The organism is Rhodococcus sp. C26F, from assembly GCF_053345925.1.
This window is the reverse complement of the sequence record NZ_JBKFBA010000002.1, coordinates 343,364-361,231: the sequence shown is the minus strand read 5'-3', so window position 1 is coordinate 361,231 and position 17,868 is coordinate 343,364. Positions and strand designations below refer to the sequence as shown.

General features: G+C 69.4%; 17 protein-coding genes and 1 tRNA gene. 9 read left to right on the top strand and 9 right to left on the bottom strand.

Translation table 11 applies throughout. From position 1 onward, the window contains the following. Positions 1–41 precede the first annotated feature (41 nt). The 3 genes from pth to ACLBYD_RS04805 all read right to left on the bottom strand — a co-directional run bounded on the left by pth (position 42) and on the right by ACLBYD_RS04805 (position 2,715). A complete protein-coding gene (pth, locus tag ACLBYD_RS04815; protein ID WP_060652160.1) occupies positions 42–614 on the bottom strand; it encodes an aminoacyl-tRNA hydrolase in 573 nt (190 codons plus the stop codon). Positions 615–709: 95 nt separating this feature from the next. After that, positions 710–1,318, bottom strand: coding sequence for a 50S ribosomal protein L25/general stress protein Ctc (locus tag ACLBYD_RS04810; protein ID WP_447815598.1), 609 nt, complete (start codon positions 1,316–1,318; stop codon positions 710–712). A gap of 218 nt (positions 1,319–1,536) precedes the next feature. Continuing rightward, complete coding sequence (locus ACLBYD_RS04805) at positions 1,537–2,715, bottom strand: aminotransferase class V-fold PLP-dependent enzyme (RefSeq protein WP_447815597.1); 1,179 nt, start codon at positions 2,713–2,715, stop codon at positions 1,537–1,539. 154 nt (positions 2,716–2,869) lie between these two features. Between ACLBYD_RS04805 and egtA the strand changes: the two genes are divergently transcribed. From egtA to ACLBYD_RS04780, 5 genes are all read left to right on the top strand, one after another. Then, positions 2,870–4,099 (top strand): ergothioneine biosynthesis glutamate--cysteine ligase EgtA, encoded by a 1,230-nt coding sequence (egtA, locus tag ACLBYD_RS04800; protein ID WP_447815596.1) that lies wholly within the window; start codon positions 2,870–2,872, stop codon positions 4,097–4,099. Beyond that, complete coding sequence (gene egtB, locus ACLBYD_RS04795; RefSeq protein WP_447815595.1) at positions 4,096–5,391, top strand: ergothioneine biosynthesis protein EgtB; 1,296 nt, start codon at positions 4,096–4,098, stop codon at positions 5,389–5,391. Before egtA ends, egtB begins: the two co-directional genes overlap by 4 nt. Continuing rightward, positions 5,384–6,133: an ergothioneine biosynthesis protein EgtC gene (gene egtC / locus ACLBYD_RS04790; protein WP_447815594.1), complete on the top strand. Its 750-nt coding sequence runs from the start codon at positions 5,384–5,386 to the stop codon at positions 6,131–6,133. The genes egtB and egtC overlap by 8 nt, the downstream gene beginning before the upstream one ends. After that, on the top strand, positions 6,130–7,086 hold the full coding sequence (gene egtD / locus ACLBYD_RS04785; RefSeq protein ID WP_447815593.1) for an L-histidine N(alpha)-methyltransferase: 957 nt from the start codon (positions 6,130–6,132) through the stop codon (positions 7,084–7,086). Before egtC ends, egtD begins: the two co-directional genes overlap by 4 nt. A 64-nt stretch (positions 7,087–7,150) precedes the next feature. Next, positions 7,151–8,377, top strand: a complete 1,227-nt coding sequence (locus tag ACLBYD_RS04780; protein WP_447815592.1) for an MFS transporter — start codon at positions 7,151–7,153, stop codon at positions 8,375–8,377. Here the strand turns inward: ACLBYD_RS04780 and ACLBYD_RS04775 are convergent. The 6 genes from ACLBYD_RS04775 to ACLBYD_RS04750 form a co-directional block, all read right to left on the bottom strand. Further along, positions 8,346–10,961 carry a LuxR C-terminal-related transcriptional regulator gene (locus ACLBYD_RS04775; RefSeq protein ID WP_447815591.1) on the bottom strand — a complete coding sequence of 872 codons (2,616 nt, stop codon included), beginning with the start codon at positions 10,959–10,961 and terminating at the stop codon, positions 8,346–8,348. The genes ACLBYD_RS04780 and ACLBYD_RS04775 overlap by 32 nt on opposite strands. Before the next feature lie 221 nt (positions 10,962–11,182). Then, a complete protein-coding gene (locus tag ACLBYD_RS04770) occupies positions 11,183–11,866 on the bottom strand; it encodes a hypothetical protein (protein WP_447815590.1) in 684 nt (227 codons plus the stop codon). A gap of 157 nt (positions 11,867–12,023) precedes the next feature. Continuing rightward, positions 12,024–12,653 (bottom strand): DUF2461 domain-containing protein, encoded by a 630-nt coding sequence (locus ACLBYD_RS04765; RefSeq protein WP_258259807.1) that lies wholly within the window; start codon positions 12,651–12,653, stop codon positions 12,024–12,026. Between the two features lie 33 nt (positions 12,654–12,686). Beyond that, a complete protein-coding gene (locus tag ACLBYD_RS04760) occupies positions 12,687–13,664 on the bottom strand; it encodes a ribose-phosphate diphosphokinase (RefSeq protein ID WP_120281714.1) in 978 nt (325 codons plus the stop codon). Then, positions 13,661–15,136: a bifunctional UDP-N-acetylglucosamine diphosphorylase/glucosamine-1-phosphate N-acetyltransferase GlmU gene (gene glmU, locus ACLBYD_RS04755; RefSeq protein ID WP_447815589.1), complete on the bottom strand. Its 1,476-nt coding sequence runs from the start codon at positions 15,134–15,136 to the stop codon at positions 13,661–13,663. Before glmU ends, ACLBYD_RS04760 begins: the two co-directional genes overlap by 4 nt. A 79-nt stretch (positions 15,137–15,215) precedes the next feature. Next, positions 15,216–15,287 (bottom strand) — tRNA-Gln (locus ACLBYD_RS04750). 192 nt (positions 15,288–15,479) lie between these two features. Between ACLBYD_RS04750 and ACLBYD_RS04745 the strand changes: the two genes are divergently transcribed. From ACLBYD_RS04745 to ACLBYD_RS04730, 4 genes are all read left to right on the top strand, one after another. Further along, positions 15,480–16,085, top strand: coding sequence for a TetR/AcrR family transcriptional regulator (locus ACLBYD_RS04745; RefSeq protein ID WP_172415033.1), 606 nt, complete (start codon positions 15,480–15,482; stop codon positions 16,083–16,085). Between the two features lie 83 nt (positions 16,086–16,168). Further along, a complete protein-coding gene (locus tag ACLBYD_RS04740; RefSeq protein WP_267499189.1) occupies positions 16,169–16,810 on the top strand; it encodes a ScbR family autoregulator-binding transcription factor in 642 nt (213 codons plus the stop codon). Continuing rightward, on the top strand, positions 16,807–17,136 hold the full coding sequence (locus ACLBYD_RS04735; protein ID WP_447815588.1) for a helix-turn-helix domain-containing protein: 330 nt from the start codon (positions 16,807–16,809) through the stop codon (positions 17,134–17,136). Before ACLBYD_RS04740 ends, ACLBYD_RS04735 begins: the two co-directional genes overlap by 4 nt. A 66-nt stretch (positions 17,137–17,202) precedes the next feature. Then, complete coding sequence (locus ACLBYD_RS04730; protein ID WP_447815587.1) at positions 17,203–17,781, top strand: PIN domain-containing protein; 579 nt, start codon at positions 17,203–17,205, stop codon at positions 17,779–17,781. Positions 17,782–17,868 lie beyond the last annotated feature (87 nt).

Below are 17,868 nucleotides of genomic sequence, written 5' to 3'. Positions count from 1 at the left end.
GACGCCGCTGCGACCGCGCCGGCCTCGGCGGAGGCGGGCGGTCAGTGGATGCGGTTCTGGGCGCCCTCGAGGCCGAGCCTCAGCAGCAGTTCGACGGCGTCGGCGCCTTCCTCGCACCACACGTCGAGTTCCTTGCGTTCGGTAGCCGAGAACGGCTTGAGCACGAAGTCGGCGGGATCCTGGCGGCCGGGAGGGCGGCCGATGCCCATCCGGACCCGCAGGTAGTCCTTGGTGCCGAGCGCCGACGAGGTCGACCGCAGGCCGTTGTGCCCGTTCTCGCCACCGCCGAGCTTGAGCCGGATCGTGCCGAAGTCCAGGTCGAGTTCGTCGTGCACGACGATCACGTTCGCGGGATCGACCGAGAAGAACTTGGCCAGGGAGGCGACCGGACCGCCGGACAGGTTCATGTAGGTGCGCGGCTTCGCGATGATCACCTGCCGCCCGTCGAGCCGGGCCTGCACGATGTCGGCGTTGCTGCGCTTGTGCGCGGAGAACTTGCCGCCGACGCGTCCGGCCAGCACGTCGGCCACCATGAATCCGATGTTGTGCCGGGTGTTCTCGTACTTCGGGCCGGGGTTGCCGAGACCGACCACGAGCGCGGCGTCGTCGCCCACGAGCTGATCCTTCCGTGCATTCGAACGACGTGCGGCGCGCCACCCCGAAGGGATGACGCGCCGCACGAGTGACTTCACAGGGAGCCGGTGAAGGCTCAGGCCTCCTCGGAAGCCTCTTCTGCGGCCTCTTCGCCCTCGGTGCCCTCCAGGGCATCGGCGGAGGGAGCCTCGACGATGTTCACGAGCAGCAGCTCGGGATCGTCCTGCAGGGTCGAGCCGGCGGGCAGCTCGACGCCACCGGCCAGGATCTGGGTGCCGGCCTCGGCGCCTTCGATCGAGACGGTGATCTCCTCGGGGATGTTCAGGGCGTCGGCCTCGAGCTTGATGGTGTTGACCTCGTTGACCACCAGCGTGCCGGAGCCGGCCTCACCGGAGAGGACGACGGGCACCTCGACGGTGACCTTCTCGCCCTTCTTCACGACGAGCAGGTCGGCGTGCTCGATGTAGCGGCGGATGGGGTGGACGACGACCGACTTGGTCAGCGCGAGCTGGTCCTCGCCGTCGATGTCGAGCGTGAGGACGGCGTTGGTGCCGTGGTTACGCAGCACGGCTGCGAACTCGAGGTCGGGGAGGGCGAGGTGCCGGGGCTCGGTGCCGTGGCCGTAGAGGACGGCGGGGACCTGGCCGGCGCGACGGGCGCGGCGTGCGGCACCCTTGCCGAACTCGGTGCGGACGCTGGCTACGAGACGATTCTCGTCGGACATGATGTGACGGCTCCTACGCTGGTGGCACTTCGTGGTCGGGTGTTCTCGAACGAACGGATCCGACACGTGCGACCGGGGAGCACATTGCTTCCGTCGCAGCCGCGTCGATCACGGTGATCCAGCGATATTGCGGTTCACCCTCGCCGAGACAACTCGAACCACTTTACCGGACGACGTCGATCAGGGACAAACAGCCCTGTCGTCCACGCGCATGAGCTTCACGACCGGGCGATGTCGTGCACCGAGGCGAGGAACCTGTCGACGTCGGCGGGGGAGACGAAGTAGTGCGGCGACGCCCGCACCACCGACTGCAGGTCGCGCGAGGTCATGTCCAGCAGCGTCGAACTGCGGCTGCTGACCGTGACCGTCACCGACCGCTCGGCCAGGGCGTCGCGGACCTCCCGCGGGTCGCGGCCGTCCACGGTGAACGAGACGATGCCGCTGCGCTGCTCACCGAGGTCGGTGACGGTGACGCCGTCGATGCCCGCGAGCCCCTCGCGCACGTGCCCGGCCCGGTAGGCCACCGCCTCGGCCACGGCGTCGACACCCAGATCGAGGAGATAGTCCACGGCCGCGCCGAGCCCGAGCCGGGCCGCCACTCCGGCCTCCCACATCTCGAAGCGGGTGGCGTCCGGAGCGAGTTCGTAGCTGCCGGCCGAGGTCCACGAGGCGCTGTGCAGGTCGAGAACGGCCGGTTCGAGTTCGGTCACCAGGCGCGGCCGCACGTAGAGGAAACCGGTGCCGCGCGGACCTCGGAGCCACTTGCGCCCGGTGCCCGACTGTGCGTCGACGTCGAGTTCGGGCACGCTCACCGGCAGTTGCCCCACCGACTGGCACGCGTCGAGCAGCACGAGCGCCCCGACCGCGTGCGCGGCGTCGGCGATCTCCCGCACCGGGTTGACCAGCCCGCCGTTGGTGGGGGCGTGCACGACGGACACCAGCCGCACCCGTTCGTCGAGCATCCCCTCGAGTGCCTCGACGTCGACGCGGCCGGACGGATCGGACGGAACGACCTCGACGGTGGCGCCGGTCGCCCGCGCGCGCTGCAGCGCGGCGATCGCGTTCGCGGCGTATTCGGCCTGCGAGATCAGGATGCGATCGCCGGGTCGCAGCGGCACCGCGTAGAAGAAGGACGTCCACGCCCGCGAGGCGCCGTCGGACAGCGCGAGAGAGGTCTCCGGCACGTCGAACAGGCGGCCGAGCGAGGTCTTCACGGCCGTGAGGTCGTCGAGCCGCTCGTCGGCCGCCGCGTACCCGCCGACCTCGGCCTCGCGCCGCAGGTGCGCGAGCATCGTCTCGAGCACCGGTGTCGGGGGCAGCGACGAGCCGGCGCTGTCGAGGAAGACCCGGTCGAAGCATCCCGGTGTGTCGCGTCGGGCCGCCTGGAGGTCCAGCACGGGCCGCTCACCTCCTCCGTCGTCCGTATCGTCGGGGTCGAGCCTGCCCGGTGGAGTGCGTTCGCGCACGCACCGGTGCGTTATCCGCGCGTCGTGTCCCCGGGCGGGTTAGTCTCGACCGCAGACCTGGCGCACCGGCCGAGGGGGTGGACGAATGGCAATGGCAGTCGATGCCGCAGCCTCCCGTGCCCGTAAGGAACTCGGCTCCCGAGCAGCAGCGGAGGACCATGTCCGCAGCAGGGCGTTCCGGCTGGGAATCCCCAGGCTGATCGGGGTCGAGCTCGAATGGCTCACCGCGCGGGCCGACGGCACCGAATCGCGTCCCGAACTCACGAGGCTCGTCGAGGCCCTCGGGCCCCACGCGCCGCGCACGGTGGCGCCGTCGTCGTCGGCCCGTCCCCTGCCGTCGGGCAGCGCGGTCAGCGTGGAGCCGGGTGGTCAGATCGAGCTGTCGAGCGTGCCGTGCACCTCGGCGCGACAGGTGTGCGATCGGCTCACGGCCGACCTCCGCATGCTCCGGGCGTTGCTGGCCCGCCGGTCGGTGATCATGCTCGACCGCGCCGCCGACGAGGTGCGGCCTCCCCACCGCCTGCTGCGCACCCCCCGCTACGGGGCGATGGAGCTCCGCTACGACCGCATCGGTCCGATGGGTCGGCTGATGATGAACAGCACTGCGTCGGTGCAGGTTTCCGTCGACGCGGGACGCGACGAGGCGGAGGTGGTGCAGCGTTGGGAGCTGGTGCACGCCATCGGCCCGGCGATGATCGCGGCCTTCGCGTGCTCACCCCGGTTGCGGGGCGCTCCGGAGGGCGACTGGGTGTCGCAGCGGATGCGCACGTGGCTCGAACTCGACCCCGATCTCACCCACGTCCGCCATCCCGCCGACTACCCGGCGTGGGTTCTCGACGCACCGCTGACCTGTGTGCGTTCGGAGCTGCCCGAGTGGTACGCACCACCCGGCGCGACCTTCGCGGCGTGGCTCGCGGGTGAGCTCGACGCCGACATCCGCCGTCGACCCACCGTCGACGACCTCGATTACCACATGACGACGCTGTTCCCGCCGGTTCGACCGTGCGGGCATCTCGAGGTGCGTTATCTCGATGCCCAGCCGGCCGAGTCGTGGCAGGTACCCGTCGCGGCCTTCGAAGCCCTGCTCTCCGCTCCGGAGGTCTCCGCGGAGGCGTGCGCGATCGCCGCGCCGGTGCGCGACCAGTGGATCGAGGCGGCCCGCGTCGGTCTCGCCTCGCTCGAATTGCGTGCTGCCGCAGCCGGACTGCTCTCGCTCGCAGCGGAGTCCTCCCGCGACATGCGGTTCACCGCGGCGCTCGACGCGGCCGCGGCACGGTGCCTGCGCGGTCTGGCGCCGGGTGAGGAGGTGCGGTGACACCTGCTCGTGTTGCGCTCAGGCGTCACCTCGAGCGGGCGCGTGCCCGCACCGAGGTACTCACCTCCGTGCCGGAACAGGATCTCACCGCACAACATTCGCCGTTGATGAGCCCGCTGGTGTGGGATCTCGCGCACATCGCCAACCAGGAGGAGCGCTGGCTCGTGCGGGTCGCGGGCAGGCGCCCTGCGGTCCGCGGCGACATCGACGATCTCTACGACGCGTTCCGGCATCCCCGCGCGACCCGCACGGGGCTGCCGCTGCTCGACCCCGACGCCGCCCGCGGTTACGCGCGTGCCGTCCGCGATCTCACCTGGGATGTGCTCGAAGACAGTGCATTCGATGACGAGCTGACCCGCGAGGGTTTCGTCTTCGCGATGGTCGCGCAGCACGAACAACAGCACGACGAGACGATGCTCGCGACACACCAGTTGCGGCAGGGTCCACCCTTGCTCGACGCGCCGGAAGCGCCGCGCACCGGAACCGTCCGCGACACCGAACGCGTCCGGATCCCCGCCGGCGCATTCGAGATGGGCACGTCCACCGATCCGTGGGCCCTCGACAACGAACGCCCGGCACACGTCGTCGAGGTGCCGGAGTTCGAACTCGACGCGGTGCCCGTCACCAACCGCCGTTACCTCGGGTTCGTCGAGGACGGCGGGTACGAGCGGCCCGAACTGTGGAGCGAGGCAGGCTGGCAGCACCGCCTCGACGCCGGTCTCGAGGCTCCGCAGTTCTGGAGTCGCGACGATGAAACAGGGTGGAGCCGAACGGCCTTCGGTCGTACGATGCCGCTGCATCCGGACGAGACGGTCGTGCACGTGTGCTTCCACGAAGCCGAGGCGTTCGCCCGCTGGGTCGGTGGACGTCTTCCGACCGAGGCCGAATGGGAGAAGGCGGCACGCTGGGATCCGGCCACCGGACGCAGCCGCCGATTCCCGTGGGGCGACGAGGATCCCGGTCCCGGCCACGCCAATCTCGGTCAGCGCCATCTCGGTCCCGCCGTGGTCGGTGCGTATCCGGAGGGAGTGTCACCGCTCGGAGTGCACCAGCTGATCGGCGACGTCTGGGAGTGGACGTCCACACCGTTCACCGGTTATCCGGGCTTCCGCGCGTTCCCGTACCGCGAGTACTCCGAGGTCTTCTTCGGGGACGGTCACCGGGTTCTGCGTGGAGGATCGTTCGGGACCGACGAGGTCGCGTGCCGCGGAACCTTCCGCAACTGGGATCTGCCCATCCGCCGCCAGATCTTCGCCGGGCTCCGCGTCGCGTACGGGACGGGCGATGTGTAGACATCTGGCGTACATCGGACCGGAGACGAACGTCGCCGCACTGCTGTCCACCGGAACCAACTCGCTGCTCCGCCAGTCGTGGGCGCCCACCGACATGCGTGGGGGAGGCACGATCAACGCCGATGGCTTCGGCGTCGGATGGTGGAGTGCCGAAGGCACTTTCGGACGCTACCGGTCGGCGTTGCCGATCTGGTCCGATTCCTTCGTCGGTGAAGGCCTGACGTCGATACGGTCGCGCACCGTCGTCGCCGCGACCCGCTCGGCCACCGAGGGGATGCCCGTCGAACGATCGGCAACCGCACCCTTCTCCGACGACAGGTGGGCGTTCAGCCTCAACGGAGTCGTCCGGGGCTGGCCGGGATCGCTCGTCACCCTCGCCGGCGCGCTGCCCGTCGCCGAACTGCTGCGACTCGAATCGCCGACCGATGCCGCCACGCTGTGGCTCCTGCTGCAGTCGCGGCTGCGCTCGGCCGATCCCGAACCGGCGCTGATCTCACTCGTCCACGACGTGCTGGAACTCGCACCGGACTCCCGTCTGAACATGTTGCTGTGCAACGAATCCGGGATCTGGGCCACCGCCTGGTACCACTCGCTGTGGACGTTCGTCGACGAACAGGTCGCGATCGTGGCGTCCGAACCGTTCGACGACGACAGCCGCTGGGGACCCGTACCCGACCGGCATCTCGTCGCCGCGATGCCGGGCAAACTCATCGTCTCACCACTGGAGGTCGGCTCACCGTGATCGTCGACGTGCACCTGCGCCCCGAGGACCTCGACGCCAAACTGCGCGAGGACGCACGGCGCGGACTCACGTCCGATCCCAAGTACCTGTCGCCCACCTGGCTGTACGACGCGCGGGGCAGCGAACTGTTCGACGAGATCACGCGGCTGCCCGAGTACTACCCGACGCGCACCGAGTTCACCCTGCTGCGCCGGCACGCCGCCGACTTCGCCGACGCCGCCCGCCCCGAGATGCTCGTCGAACTCGGCTCCGGGTCGTCCGAGAAGACGCACGTGCTGCTCGACGCCCTCGAACCGTATCTCCACACCTACGTGCCGCAGGACGTCTCCGAACCGGCACTGCGGTCGGCCGTCACGAGACTGGCGGCGGAGTATCCGAACCTGACGGTGCACGGGGTGGTCGGCGACTTCACCGATTCGCTCGCGCATCTCCCCGCCGGCGGGAAACGCGCGATCGCGTTCCTCGGCGGCACCATCGGCAACCTCGTCCCGAGCGAACGCGCACAGTTCCTCTCCGGGACGGCCGCGATCCTCCACCCCGGTGAATGGCTGCTCCTCGGGGCCGGGCTCGTCATCGACCGCGACACCCTGATCGCCGCCTACGACGACGCGGCCGGAGTGACGGCGGAGTTCGACCGGAACGTCCTGCGCGTGCTCAACGACCGGCTCGGCGCCGACTTCGATCCCGGCCGGTTCGTGCACCGTGCCGTCTGGGACGCGGAGAACGAATGGATCGAGATGCGACTCGAGGCGACCGAGGCGATGGACGTGAGGATCCCGGGTCTCGACCTGCAGATCTCCCTGGCCGAGGGCGAGCAGATCCGGACCGAGATCTCCGCGAAGTTCCGCCTCGTCGGTATCTCGCAGGAACTCGCCGACGCGGGATTCGTGGTCCGGCACGAATGGGTGGATCCGGACGGACGGTTCGTCCTGCTCGCCGCCTCCCGGGAGTAGTCCTCGGAAGGCGGCCGACGAGCCGATTCGACTTCCGCCGCGCCGACACGGGACGCTGGAGGACATGACGTCCTCCCGTCCCGTCCTGACGACCCCGGTCCTGTTGCTCATGGCCGTGGCGACGGGTCTGTGCGTGGGTGGCAACTACTTCAACCAGCCGCTGCTCGACTCGATCGCCGAAGCACTGGACACCTCCCGATCGGCCGCCGCCTCCACCGTGACGGTCGCGCAGGTCGCCTACGCGCTCGGCCTGCTGTTCCTCGTACCGCTCGGCGACATGTTCCCGCAGCGGCGACTGGCGGTGATGCTCATGCTGGCCGCGGCGGCGGGGCAGGGGCTGAGCGGATTCGCGCCGAATATCGGGGTGCTCGTGGTGGGCACCGCGATCGCCGGTCTGTTCTCGGTGGCCGCGCAGGTGCTGGTGCCGTTCGCCGCGACCCTCGCGACGCCGGAATCGCGGGGTCGCGCGGTCGGCACCGTGATGAGCGGGCTGCTCGTCGGGATCCTCGTGGCCCGGAGCGTCGCGGGCATCCTCGCCGAACTCGGCGACAGCTGGACGACGGTCTACCGGGTGAGCACGGTCGCCATGGTGATCGTGGCCCTCGCGTTGTGGCGGGTGCTGCCGGCGACGCCACCGGTGGTCCGTCAGGGTTACGGCAGCACCCTGCGATCCCTCGGGACGTTGATCGTCACGCATCCCCGCCTGCGGAGCCGGACGCTGCTCGGCGGACTGGGTTTCGCGTCGGTGGGTGCGCTGTTCTCGACGATGGCGTTCCTGCTGTCCGACCCGCCGTTCGGCCTCGACGATCTGCAGATCGGTCTCGTCGGGCTGGCCGGGGTGGCCGGTGCGTTCGCCGCGACCGCGGCGGGCCGGCTCGTCGACCGCGGTTACGGACCACCGACGACCGCCGTGGGCGTGTTCATGCTGATCGCGTCGTGGGCGGCGCTCGCGGCGGGCGGGAGTTCGCTGGTGTGGTTCGTCGTCGGGATGCTCGTCGTCGACCTCGCGCTCAATCTCGTGCACATCACCAACCAGAACATCGTGTACGCCCTCGACCCCGACGCCCGCTCACGCGTCAACTCCGTCTACATGACGGGCTACTTCGTCGGAGCGGCATCCGGTTCGGCGCTCGGCACGATGGCGTGGAGCGCCGGCGGGTGGACCACGGTGTGTGTGCTCGGTGTCGGTCTGGCGGCGCTCGCGGGCGTCGTGTGGGCGCTCGATCTGCGGCTCGCCGCCCGGATGCGTGCGCGTTCGGCTACAGCGACCGGCGGACCGGCAACAGCCTGAGATCGCGCGCCCGGCCGATCGCCTCCACCCGGGTGTGCACCCCGAGCTTGCGGTAGATGCTGCGCAACTGGGTCTTGATCGTGTTGTGCGAGACGAACAACTTCTTCGCGATGTCGGCGTGCGTCGATCCCAGCGCCAGCAACTCCAGCACGTCCGTCTCACGCCGGGACAGTTCGACGTAGGTGACCGGTTCGGTGAAGACGGACCCGACCGGCTCGCCCGGGACGGTAGGACCGCCGAGCTCCGCGAGACGCCGGGCAACACCTTCGGCGAGAGTCGTGAAGGCGCGGCGGTTGCCGAGGGCGTCGGCGAGGGTGCAGGCCCGCCGCCAGCTGCGTACCGCGGCGTCCTTCTCGTCGAGATCGAGGTGGGCGCTCGCCTCCACGAGCAACGCCTCGAGATGTGCGCGCGGGAAACCGCACTCCGTCCACGGAACGCGCTTGAGCTTCTTGAGCGCGACGTCGGGATGACCGGTGAACAGTTCGACGCGCGCGTTCGTCACCACGAGCAGCGGATGGTTCTGCGGCGCCTCCTCGGCGAGGGCGCGCGCGAGGTTGCCGTTGCCGAGCGCCAGCTGCAGGTCGATCTCGGCGGCGCCGAGCAGGGTGCGCGAGAACGCACCGCGGTCGAACAGATCATGGTGCGAGGCGATGAGCCGGTGGAGTTCGGTGAGTCCGTCGTAGGCGTTGCCCGTCGCCAGGTTGTAGTAGGCCCGGCCGTAGGCGACGAAGCCCCAGAGTTCCTCCGAGACCCGCGGGACGCCGAGCTCGTCGAGATATCCGACGGCACGGTCGAGCTCGAGCGAGTCGAGGTGGACGAGCGTGGACGCCACCCGGCCACCCACCTTGACCATCTCTCCCCAGCGGCCCTCGGTGGGCTCGGCGTTGCTCTCGGTGCGCAGCCATTCGCGGGCGCGCGGATTGTCGCCGGTCACCGCCCAGTTCAGCGCCGAGCTTCCCGCGGCGTTCTGGATGACGAAGGCGATGTTCGCGGCGTAGGCACCGCGGTAGGCGCGGCGGAAGACGGTGGTGGACTCGGTCAGATATCCGGCGAGCTGGAGTGTGATCGCCCACTGCACGCGCAGCAGCGGGAGCTGCGGGCCGAGGTCGTCGGGCCGGTGTTCGAGGATCGAATGGACGAGTGGACGCAACAGCAGCGTCAACCGCGCGGCCTCACCGAATTCGCCCGAGACCCGCAGGGTCAGGGTCTGCACCGTCGCGACGTAGACGGCCTGCGCGGCACCGGGCGTCTTCCCGAGCTCGGCGAGTTCGTCGGGATCCGTGGGCAGGGAGGCGTGCAGGATCGAATGTTCGTCGAGCATCTGCGTGAACAGCGCGCGACCGGCCTGGACCGACGGATGGTCGCCGAGCTCCTGGTCGGGGATCTGCCGGAGCACCTTGACGAGTACGTCGAAGGAGCTGTCGACCATGCGCGCCCAGGATTCCTCGACGATCGCCACGGCGGTCTCCCAGTCGCCGGCCTCGACCGCGTAGATCGACGCCTCGGCGGGTTTACCGGCGTCGCGATGGGCGCGGGCGAGTTCGACGAGCAGGGCGTCGACGCGTCCGGGGTGCTCCCGGCGGGAGATGTCGAGCACGCACGAGCGGACGGCGTCGGGCCACCGCCATGTCCGGGGATCGTCGAAGGGCGAATCCATCACGAGGCCTGCCGCGGCGAGTGTGGCCAGTGCGCCTGCGGCGGCAAGTGCCGCCGGTGATCCTTCGGCATCCGCCGTGCCCGTCAGTTCGGCTGCCCGGTGGGCGGTGACACTGTGGGCAGCAGCGACCGAGAACGCGAACTCGCGGTGCGCGTCGTCGAGTTCGTCGAGCCGGTTCTCGACGTACGTCCGCACGAGGCGGGCCAAGGCAGGGGTCGGCAGTCCCCGGGAGTCGATCAGGCGCTGGGGCCGGCTCCGGGCGACGACCGCGGCCGCCGAGACCAGGGTCGGCACACCACCGAGCACGCGACACACGACCTCGCACTCGCTGTCGGAGCGCTCCGGTCCGGCATCGCGCAACAGCGTCGTCGTCTCCTCGACGGTGAAGGCGAGATCGGCTGCCGGGACGTACGTGGAGTCGATCCCGCGGAGGACGACCTCGGTCATGTCGGTGCTGTTGCCCGGCAGGCAGACGATCGCGTCGAGCCGTGGGCAGTGGTCGAGCAGCCGGAGGGTTTCTTCGAGCACCTCGGCCGAGTTCTGCGGCGACACACAGGCGAGCACGAGCAGGCAGGGCGACTCCAGAACGCGGAAGGTACCGACCACACGCTCGAACGGAGAATCGTCGGGACCGTCGGTGGCGACCTCGACGGCCGGGTGGTCGGCGAGGACCTCGAGCACACGCTCGGACAGGTCGCCGTCGCCGGAGGCCGTGAGTTCGGGAACCCAGACGATCGTGTGGTCGGGTGCACCGCCCCGATGGAGCCATCCCGCGACGAGGGTCCGCTTGCCGAAGCCCGGGGGAGCGTCGATCACCGTGAGTGTGGAGCCCCGGTCGAGACACGCGAACAATCGGGGCCGCGCCAGGGCAGAGGACAACGAACGCCACGCGGGTGCACCGACGCGAGGGGAGCCGGAAACACTCACGCGCACTCCTTCGGAAGGCTTCGGCCCGGATCCGCGCAGGCGAGAGCGCCCGAGCAGCGCCCCCCGACAGGCCCTTGGTCGATCACAGACTACCCGGTCCGTTGTCGTGAGGTGCGGTAACGACACCTACCGTGACGTGCGGTAACGACCGCAGCCCCGCGCCCGGACCGGCGAGTGGACTCGACGGAGCGGAGCGGGGCTGCGGTGGTGCGGTCCGGCGACTAGCTGCCGGATGCGCTCAGACGTGCCTTCTCGAGTGCGGCGAGAGTGCGCAGGATCGTCGCCTTCTGCTTCTCCAGATCGCTGCGGCGGGCGCGGGCGGCGAGGCCGTTCTGCTCGGCGACGAGCGCGAGCTGCGCATCGATCGCGGAGAGCTGATCGAGCAGCGCGAGGGCCCGGGTCTGGATCTCCTCGACGTCCACGGCGCCCGTCCGGACCGGAGCCGCGGACTTCGCCGGCTTGGGCGAGGAGGACGAGGACGAGCTCCGAGTCGCGGAGGCCGGACGCGTCGACGTCTGCGCGGAGGAACCGGTGTGGCTCTCGGTGATCGCGGCGGCGCGGGGACGCAGGGCCTTGCGCACGAGTGCCGGGTCGGGCTGCTCGGCGAGACGGATGTCGTTGAGGGCGCGGCGGGCCTCGCGGGCGGCGAGGCGGTGCTCGTATTCCTCCTCGTCGTCGGACTGCAGGGTGCCGCCGATGGGGCGCAGGCCGTACATGCCCATGAACTTGCGGGCCTCTTCGATGACGGCTTCGTGCTTACGGCATGTGGCACAGCGAGGTTCGTTGCGGAAGACCTCGACCGAGTCGGTGTCGCCACACCAGACGCACGCACCCGGCGACCATCGTCGGACCGTTCGGATTGTCGCGTTTTCCGTAGGGGCTTCGAGAGTTTGCGCGTCGGTCACGAGGTGCCACTTTAGGTGAAAGCCGAGTTACGCAGGGGAGGGGGGTCTCGCACGACCTGCGACGATTTCGCGCGGCGTGACGAAGATCATCCCCGTCCCGGCGCGTCCTTCAAACCATTGCGCCACACAGCATTTCCATACCACCCGGTCTGCCGGATCACGTTGCGGTAGCAGCGGTGAGCCAGCGCACCAGCGGCCGGAACTCGCGCCACGCCGAACGCACCTCCTCGAGGGTGCGCGGACTGTCGATCCACGGCGGGGAGATCTCGGTGCGGCCGGCCCACAGGGACCGGTGACGCATGAGTTCGATGCGGGGATGATCGGCGTCCACGCCGCGCGGCCGGGACTTCAACCGGTCGCCGCCGATCTCGTATCCCGCGCGTTCGAGCTTGCGCACGATCCTCCCGAGCTCGGGGCCGCGACGGTCGTGATCGACCCCGGTCCGGTAACCGGCGATCTGATCGGACGAGCCGTGGAACAGGCCGGCGGCGACCCGCAACCCGGCGGCGTTGATCTCGACGTAGTAGCCGACGCTCTGCGCGACGGAGACGAATCCGCCCTGGTGGGTCTTGTACGGCAGCTTGTCTTTGCTGAACCGCACGTCGCGGTACGGGCGGAAGGCCTTGCCCTCCCCGAACTCCTCCTCGAGTTCCGCAAGCAGGGCAAGCATCGGGCCGCGCACGCAGTCGTCGTAGACGGCCTTGTGCGCGGCCCAGAATGCTTTGCTGTTGTCGGCCTCGAGATCGTCGTAGAAGTCGAGGGCCGCGACGGGAAATCCGGTGAACACCCGGACAAGTCTGCCCCGTCGTCGAGCGGAAGGTCAGGCGACCCCGTTGAACAGCGAGGTGACCGAGCCGTTCTCGAAGACCTCGCGGATCGTCTGCGCGAGCAGCGGAGCGATCGACAGCACGGTGAGGCAGTCGAACTGCTTCTCCGGTGGGATCGGCAGCGTGTTGGTGACGATGACCTCCTTGGCGCCGCACGAAGCGAGGCGCTCGGCGGCCGGGTCGGAGAGCACACCGTGGGTGGCGGCGATGATGACGTCGCCCGCGCCGGCCTCCTTGAGGATCTTCACGGCGCCGGCGATGGTGCCACCGGTGTCGATCATGTCGTCGATCAGGATGCAGGTGTGGCCCTCGACCTCACCGACCACGCGGTTCGACTTCACCTGGTTGGGCACCAGCGGGTCGCGGGTCTTGTGGATGAACGCCAGCGGCGCGCCACCGAGGGTGTCGGCCCACTTCTCGGCCACCCGCACGCGACCGGAGTCGGGGGAGACCACGGCGATGTTCTCGACGCCGTACTTGCCGCGGATGTACTCGGCGAGCTGACCCTGTGCGTGCATGTGATCGACCGGGCCGTCGAAGAAGCCCTGGATCTGATCGGTGTGCAGGTCGACCGTGATGATGCGGTCGGCGCCGGCGGTCTTGAGCAGATCGGCGATCAGGCGAGCGGAGATGGGCTCGCGACCACGGTGCTTCTTGTCCTGACGGGCATAGGGGTAGAACGGCAGGATCGCGGTGATGCGCTTGGCGGAACCACGCTTGAGCGCGTCGATCATGATGAGCTGTTCCATGACCCACTGGTTCAGCGGGAACGGGTGGCTCTGCAGCACGAAGGCGTCCGAACCGCGCACCGACTCCTCGAAACGCACGAACGTCTCGCCGTTCGCGAAGTCCCGTGCCGTCTGCGGGGTGAGGGGGACGCCCAGTTCCTTCGCGACCTGCTCCGCCAGCTCGGGATGGGCCCGGCCGGAGAAGAGCATCAAGTTCTTCTGGTTGTCGATCCAATTGGTCACTGGTTCTGGCCGTCCTTCTGGCGATCGTCGTCGTGCTGCTGCTGTGCTCTCGATGCTGCCTCGGCAGCGGGGGTACCGGCGCGATTACGCTGGACCCACCCTTCAATATTGCGCTGTGGCGTACCCGACACCGCCAGCGCCCCCGGCGGAACGTCGCGACGGAGTACTGTTCCGGCGCCCGTGTAGGCGCCGTCGCCCACCGTGAGGGGAGCGACGAACATCGTGTCCGACCCGGTCCGGACGTGCGATCCGACGACCGTGCGGTACTTCTTCACCCCGTCGTAGTTGACGAACACGCTCGACGCTCCGATGTTGGAGTGCTCGCCGATCTCCGCGTCGCCGACATAGGTGAGGTGGGGGACCTTCGAATGCGCCCCGATCTGCGCGTTCTTCGTCTCGACGAAGGCGCCGAGCTTGCCGCACGCGCCGAGTTCGGTGCCGGGACGCAGATAGGTGAACGGGCCGACCGTGGCCTCCGCGCCGATCACCGCGTCGGAGCCGTGGGTGCGCACCACGGTGGCACCGGCGCCGACCTGCACGTCGGTCAGCGTCGTGTCGGGGCCGACCTCCGCGTCGTCGGCGATCACCGTGCGGCCGCGCAACTGCACACCCGGGTGGATGGTGACGTCGGTGCCGAGCACGACGTCGACGTCGATCCACGTCGAGGCCGGGTCGATCACCGTGACGCCCTCGCGCATCCAGTGCTCGAGCAGGCGCCGGTTGAGTTCGGTGGTCAGTGCGGCGAGCTGGACGCGGTCGTTGACGCCGGAGACCTGCACGGCGTCGTCGGTGTGCACGCCGCGGACGGTGTGGCCCTCGCCGCGGGCGATCTTCACGACGTCGGTCAGGTACAGCTCGCCCTGCGAGTTGTCGGCGCTCAGCTTGCCGAGGGCCGATCGCAGCGCGGCCGCGTCGAAGGCGTACACGCCCGTGTTGATCTCCTGGATCGCGCGCTGCGTCGGGGAGGCGTCCTTCTCCTCGACGATCCCGGCGACGTCGCCGTCGGTGGTGCGCACGATGCGTCCGTAGCCGGTGGGCTCGGACACCGTCGTGGTGAGGACGGTGACGGCGGCCGGCTCGGTGTCGAGGTGCGCGTCGAGCAGTTCCTGCAGGGTGTCGGGGCGGAGCAGCGGGACGTCGCCGGCGGTGACGACGACCGTGCCGTCGAAGTCGTCGGGGAGGGCACCGAGGCCGCACTCCACGGCGTGGCCGGTGCCGAGCTGTTCCTCCTGGACGGTCACCAGGATCTCGCGGTCGAGACCCGCGGCGACGGCGCTCACCTCGGCGGAGACCTCCTCGCGGCGATGCCCGACGACGGTGACGAGGTGGGCGGGTCCGAGTGCGGCGGCGGCGTACAGGGAGTGCGCGAGCATCGTGCGTCCACCGAGGGTGTGCAACACCTTCGGTGTCTTCGACCGCATCCTTGTTCCTGCTCCGGCTGCCAGCACGACGATCGCGGTCTGCACCTGCATGTAGCTCCCTCGACACGTTTCTGCACGCCGGTCCGTGCGTGCACCGGGGAAGCGCTGAGGCTCCCCGGGACGGTTCCCGCTCCGCCGCCAGGACTCGAACCTGAACTATCTGAACCAAAATCAGAGGTGCTGCCGATTACACCACGGCGGACTGCCACACCCCCGCGGCGGAACCGGCGGGCGTGCGCCCCCGATCCTCGCACGAGACGGCGTCGACGTCGAACCTGGGGTGGCGCGATCGGGAATGGATAGGCTGTCGAACGTTCGAGTACGTCCCGCCGCCGAAGGAGGACCTGTGTCGCAGGCGTCGCAGAAGCGAACCGAGCGCACTCCGCGGATCCGGATGACGGGCACGCAGCGTCGCGAACAGCTCATCGAGATCGGTCGCGCCCTGTTCGCCGAGCGCGGCTACGAGGGCACCTCCATAGAAGAGATAGCCCAGCGGGCGCAGGTCTCCAAGCCGGTCGTCTACGAGCACTTCGGCGGTAAGGAAGGCCTCTACGCGGTGGTCGTGGACCGCGAGATGACCGTTCTGATGTCGATGGTCACCGAGAGTCTCACCCGCAACCGGTCGAGGATCCGCGTCGAGCGGGCCGCGCTCGCACTGCTCACCTACATAGAGGAACGCACCGACGGCTTCCGCATCCTCGTGCGCGACTCGCCGATGTCCGCCGAGGAAGGCACCTATTCGAGCCTGCTCAACGAGGCGATGCGGCAGGTGGGGGAGCTGCTGACCGGCGACTTCTCCCGGCGAGGCCTCAACCCCGAATTCGCTCCGCTCTACGCCCAGGCGCTCGTCGGCATGGTCGCCACCACCGCGACGTGGTGGCTCGACCGCCGCACCCCGTCGAAGGAGGATGTGGCGGCCCACCTCGTGAACCTGTGCTGGAACGGCCTCATCGGTCTGGAAGCGGACCCGAAGCTCGGGGAACCCCCGGTTTCCGAATAGTCCTCTCGTTTTCGGGACCGTCTGCTCTCTACTTTCAGGTAAGTGGCGTTATCGTTGGGATACCCGTGAGAAGGCAGGCTGTGGTGGGACGACAAGTACGCGCAGAGGTGACGCGCGAATCGGTGCTGCAGGGCGCAGCGACGATCTTCGTGCGCGACGGGTACGCGGACGCGAACCTGGGCGACATCATCGAGGAGGCCGGCGTCACCAAGGGTGCGCTGTACTTCCACTTCGGTTCGAAGGAAGAACTCGCGCGCGGGGTGATCGACTCCGGCTATCTCCGCTTCGAGGCCGCCGCCGAATCCAAGATGGACCGCCGTTCCCCGGCGCTCGAGACACTGATCGACCTGTCGGTCCTGCACGTCGACATGTCCGAGACCGATTCCGTGGTGCGGGCGATGTTCCGGCTGCTGGTCGAGATCGGCGACTACCAGGGCACCGAGCACCGACCCTACGAGATCTGGCAGAACAACCTGCAGGAACTCGCGGCCCGGGCCGCCGAGGAGGGCGACCTCGTCGAGGACGTCGACGTCCACGCCGTCTCCCTGTTGCTGCTCGAGCAGGCGATGGGCGCCCGGATCATGGCGAACGCCCTCAAGGCGACCGAACGGCTCGCCGAGCAGACGGGCGCGATGTGGCGAATGATCCTGCCCGCACTGGTGCCGGCGAACAAGCTCGAATACTTCCGGCAGTTCGTGGAGCGCCGTCTGCGGCTGCAGTCGTGAGTTTCGGGCCGTTCTCCGCCGAGGAGGCCCCCGCGGCGCTGGCGGGTCTGCTCGACCGGTTCGGGTCCGACACCGCCGTGACGATCGGTGTCGTGCCGTCGTTGCTCACCATCGCCCAGGCCGCCGACGTCCTCGGCTGCTCCCGCCGACACGTCGCGCGCCTGGTCGACACGGGCGCACTCGCCGCCGACTTCCACGGCCTGCACCGGCGGGTGTCGCGCTCCGACGTCCTCGACCTCGCGAAGCAGCAGGCGGAGGTGGTCACGACGGTCCTCGACGGACTCGCCGATCTCACGCGGCGCGAAGGACTGTACGACCCGTTCTGAAAGCACGACGCGGCCCGCCGTGGCAGCACGGTACGGTCCGTTCCGACGGTTCGACGAAGGGTGACGATGCCGGTTCGAGTGGTGCTCGGTGCGACGGTTCTCGCCCGCCCCCGCCTGCGCGATGTGGCGCTCGCCCTCGCCGAAGAGGGCCTCTACCAACCCTTCTGGAGCGACGGGATCATCGCGGAAGTGGACCGCCGACTACCGCAGGAACTGCTGCGTCCCGCCCGCGACTTCCTCTTCGCCGAACTCGACCGCGCCTTCCCCGACGCCCGGGTCGTCTGGCCCACCACCGTGCTCCGCGAGGTGCCGCACGTGACGGGACCGAGGGAGGCGCACGTGACCTCGGTGGCGCTGCTGTGCCATGCCGACGCCGTCGTCACCGCCGACCCCGAGCTCACCGGGGCACTGGAACGATCGGGTATCGAAGCGTGGACACCCGACGCCTTCGTCACCTTCGCGCTCGACGCCGATCCCGTCCGCACCCGCGCGGCACTGCTGAGAATGGTGCGCCGTCGCTGGCTCGCCGACGACGACACCCGGCGCGAGGCGGACGACGACGAACTGTTCGCACGGCTGGCCGAGTGGGCGGCGCGCGATCTCGGTGCAAACAGCGCCGACCTCCTCGCGCCCCCGGCGCGGTAGCGCCTTTCACGCCCCGGCGCGGTGACGCGCGGGGAACAGCGGAATAGACTCGACAAGGTTCTCGTCCCACACTCAGGAGCGCCTTCC

What these genes read in the sequence shown, in the direction of transcription:
- ACLBYD_RS04810 (WP_447815598.1), bottom strand. Translation starts at nt 1,318, where the DNA reads ATGTCCGACGAGAATCGTCTCGTAGCCAGCGTCCGCACCGAGTTCGGC.
- egtA (WP_447815596.1), top strand. Translation starts at nt 2,870, where the DNA reads ATGGCAATGGCAGTCGATGCCGCAGCCTCCCGTGCCCGTAAGGAACTC.
- egtC (WP_447815594.1), top strand. Translation starts at nt 5,384, where the DNA reads ATGTGTAGACATCTGGCGTACATCGGACCGGAGACGAACGTCGCCGCA.
- ACLBYD_RS04780 (WP_447815592.1), top strand. Translation starts at nt 7,151, where the DNA reads ATGACGTCCTCCCGTCCCGTCCTGACGACCCCGGTCCTGTTGCTCATG.
- glmU (WP_447815589.1), bottom strand. Translation starts at nt 15,136, where the DNA reads ATGCAGGTGCAGACCGCGATCGTCGTGCTGGCAGCCGGAGCAGGAACA.
- ACLBYD_RS04745 (WP_172415033.1), top strand. Translation starts at nt 15,480, where the DNA reads ATGACGGGCACGCAGCGTCGCGAACAGCTCATCGAGATCGGTCGCGCC.
- ACLBYD_RS04730 (WP_447815587.1), top strand. Translation starts at nt 17,203, where the DNA reads ATGCCGGTTCGAGTGGTGCTCGGTGCGACGGTTCTCGCCCGCCCCCGC.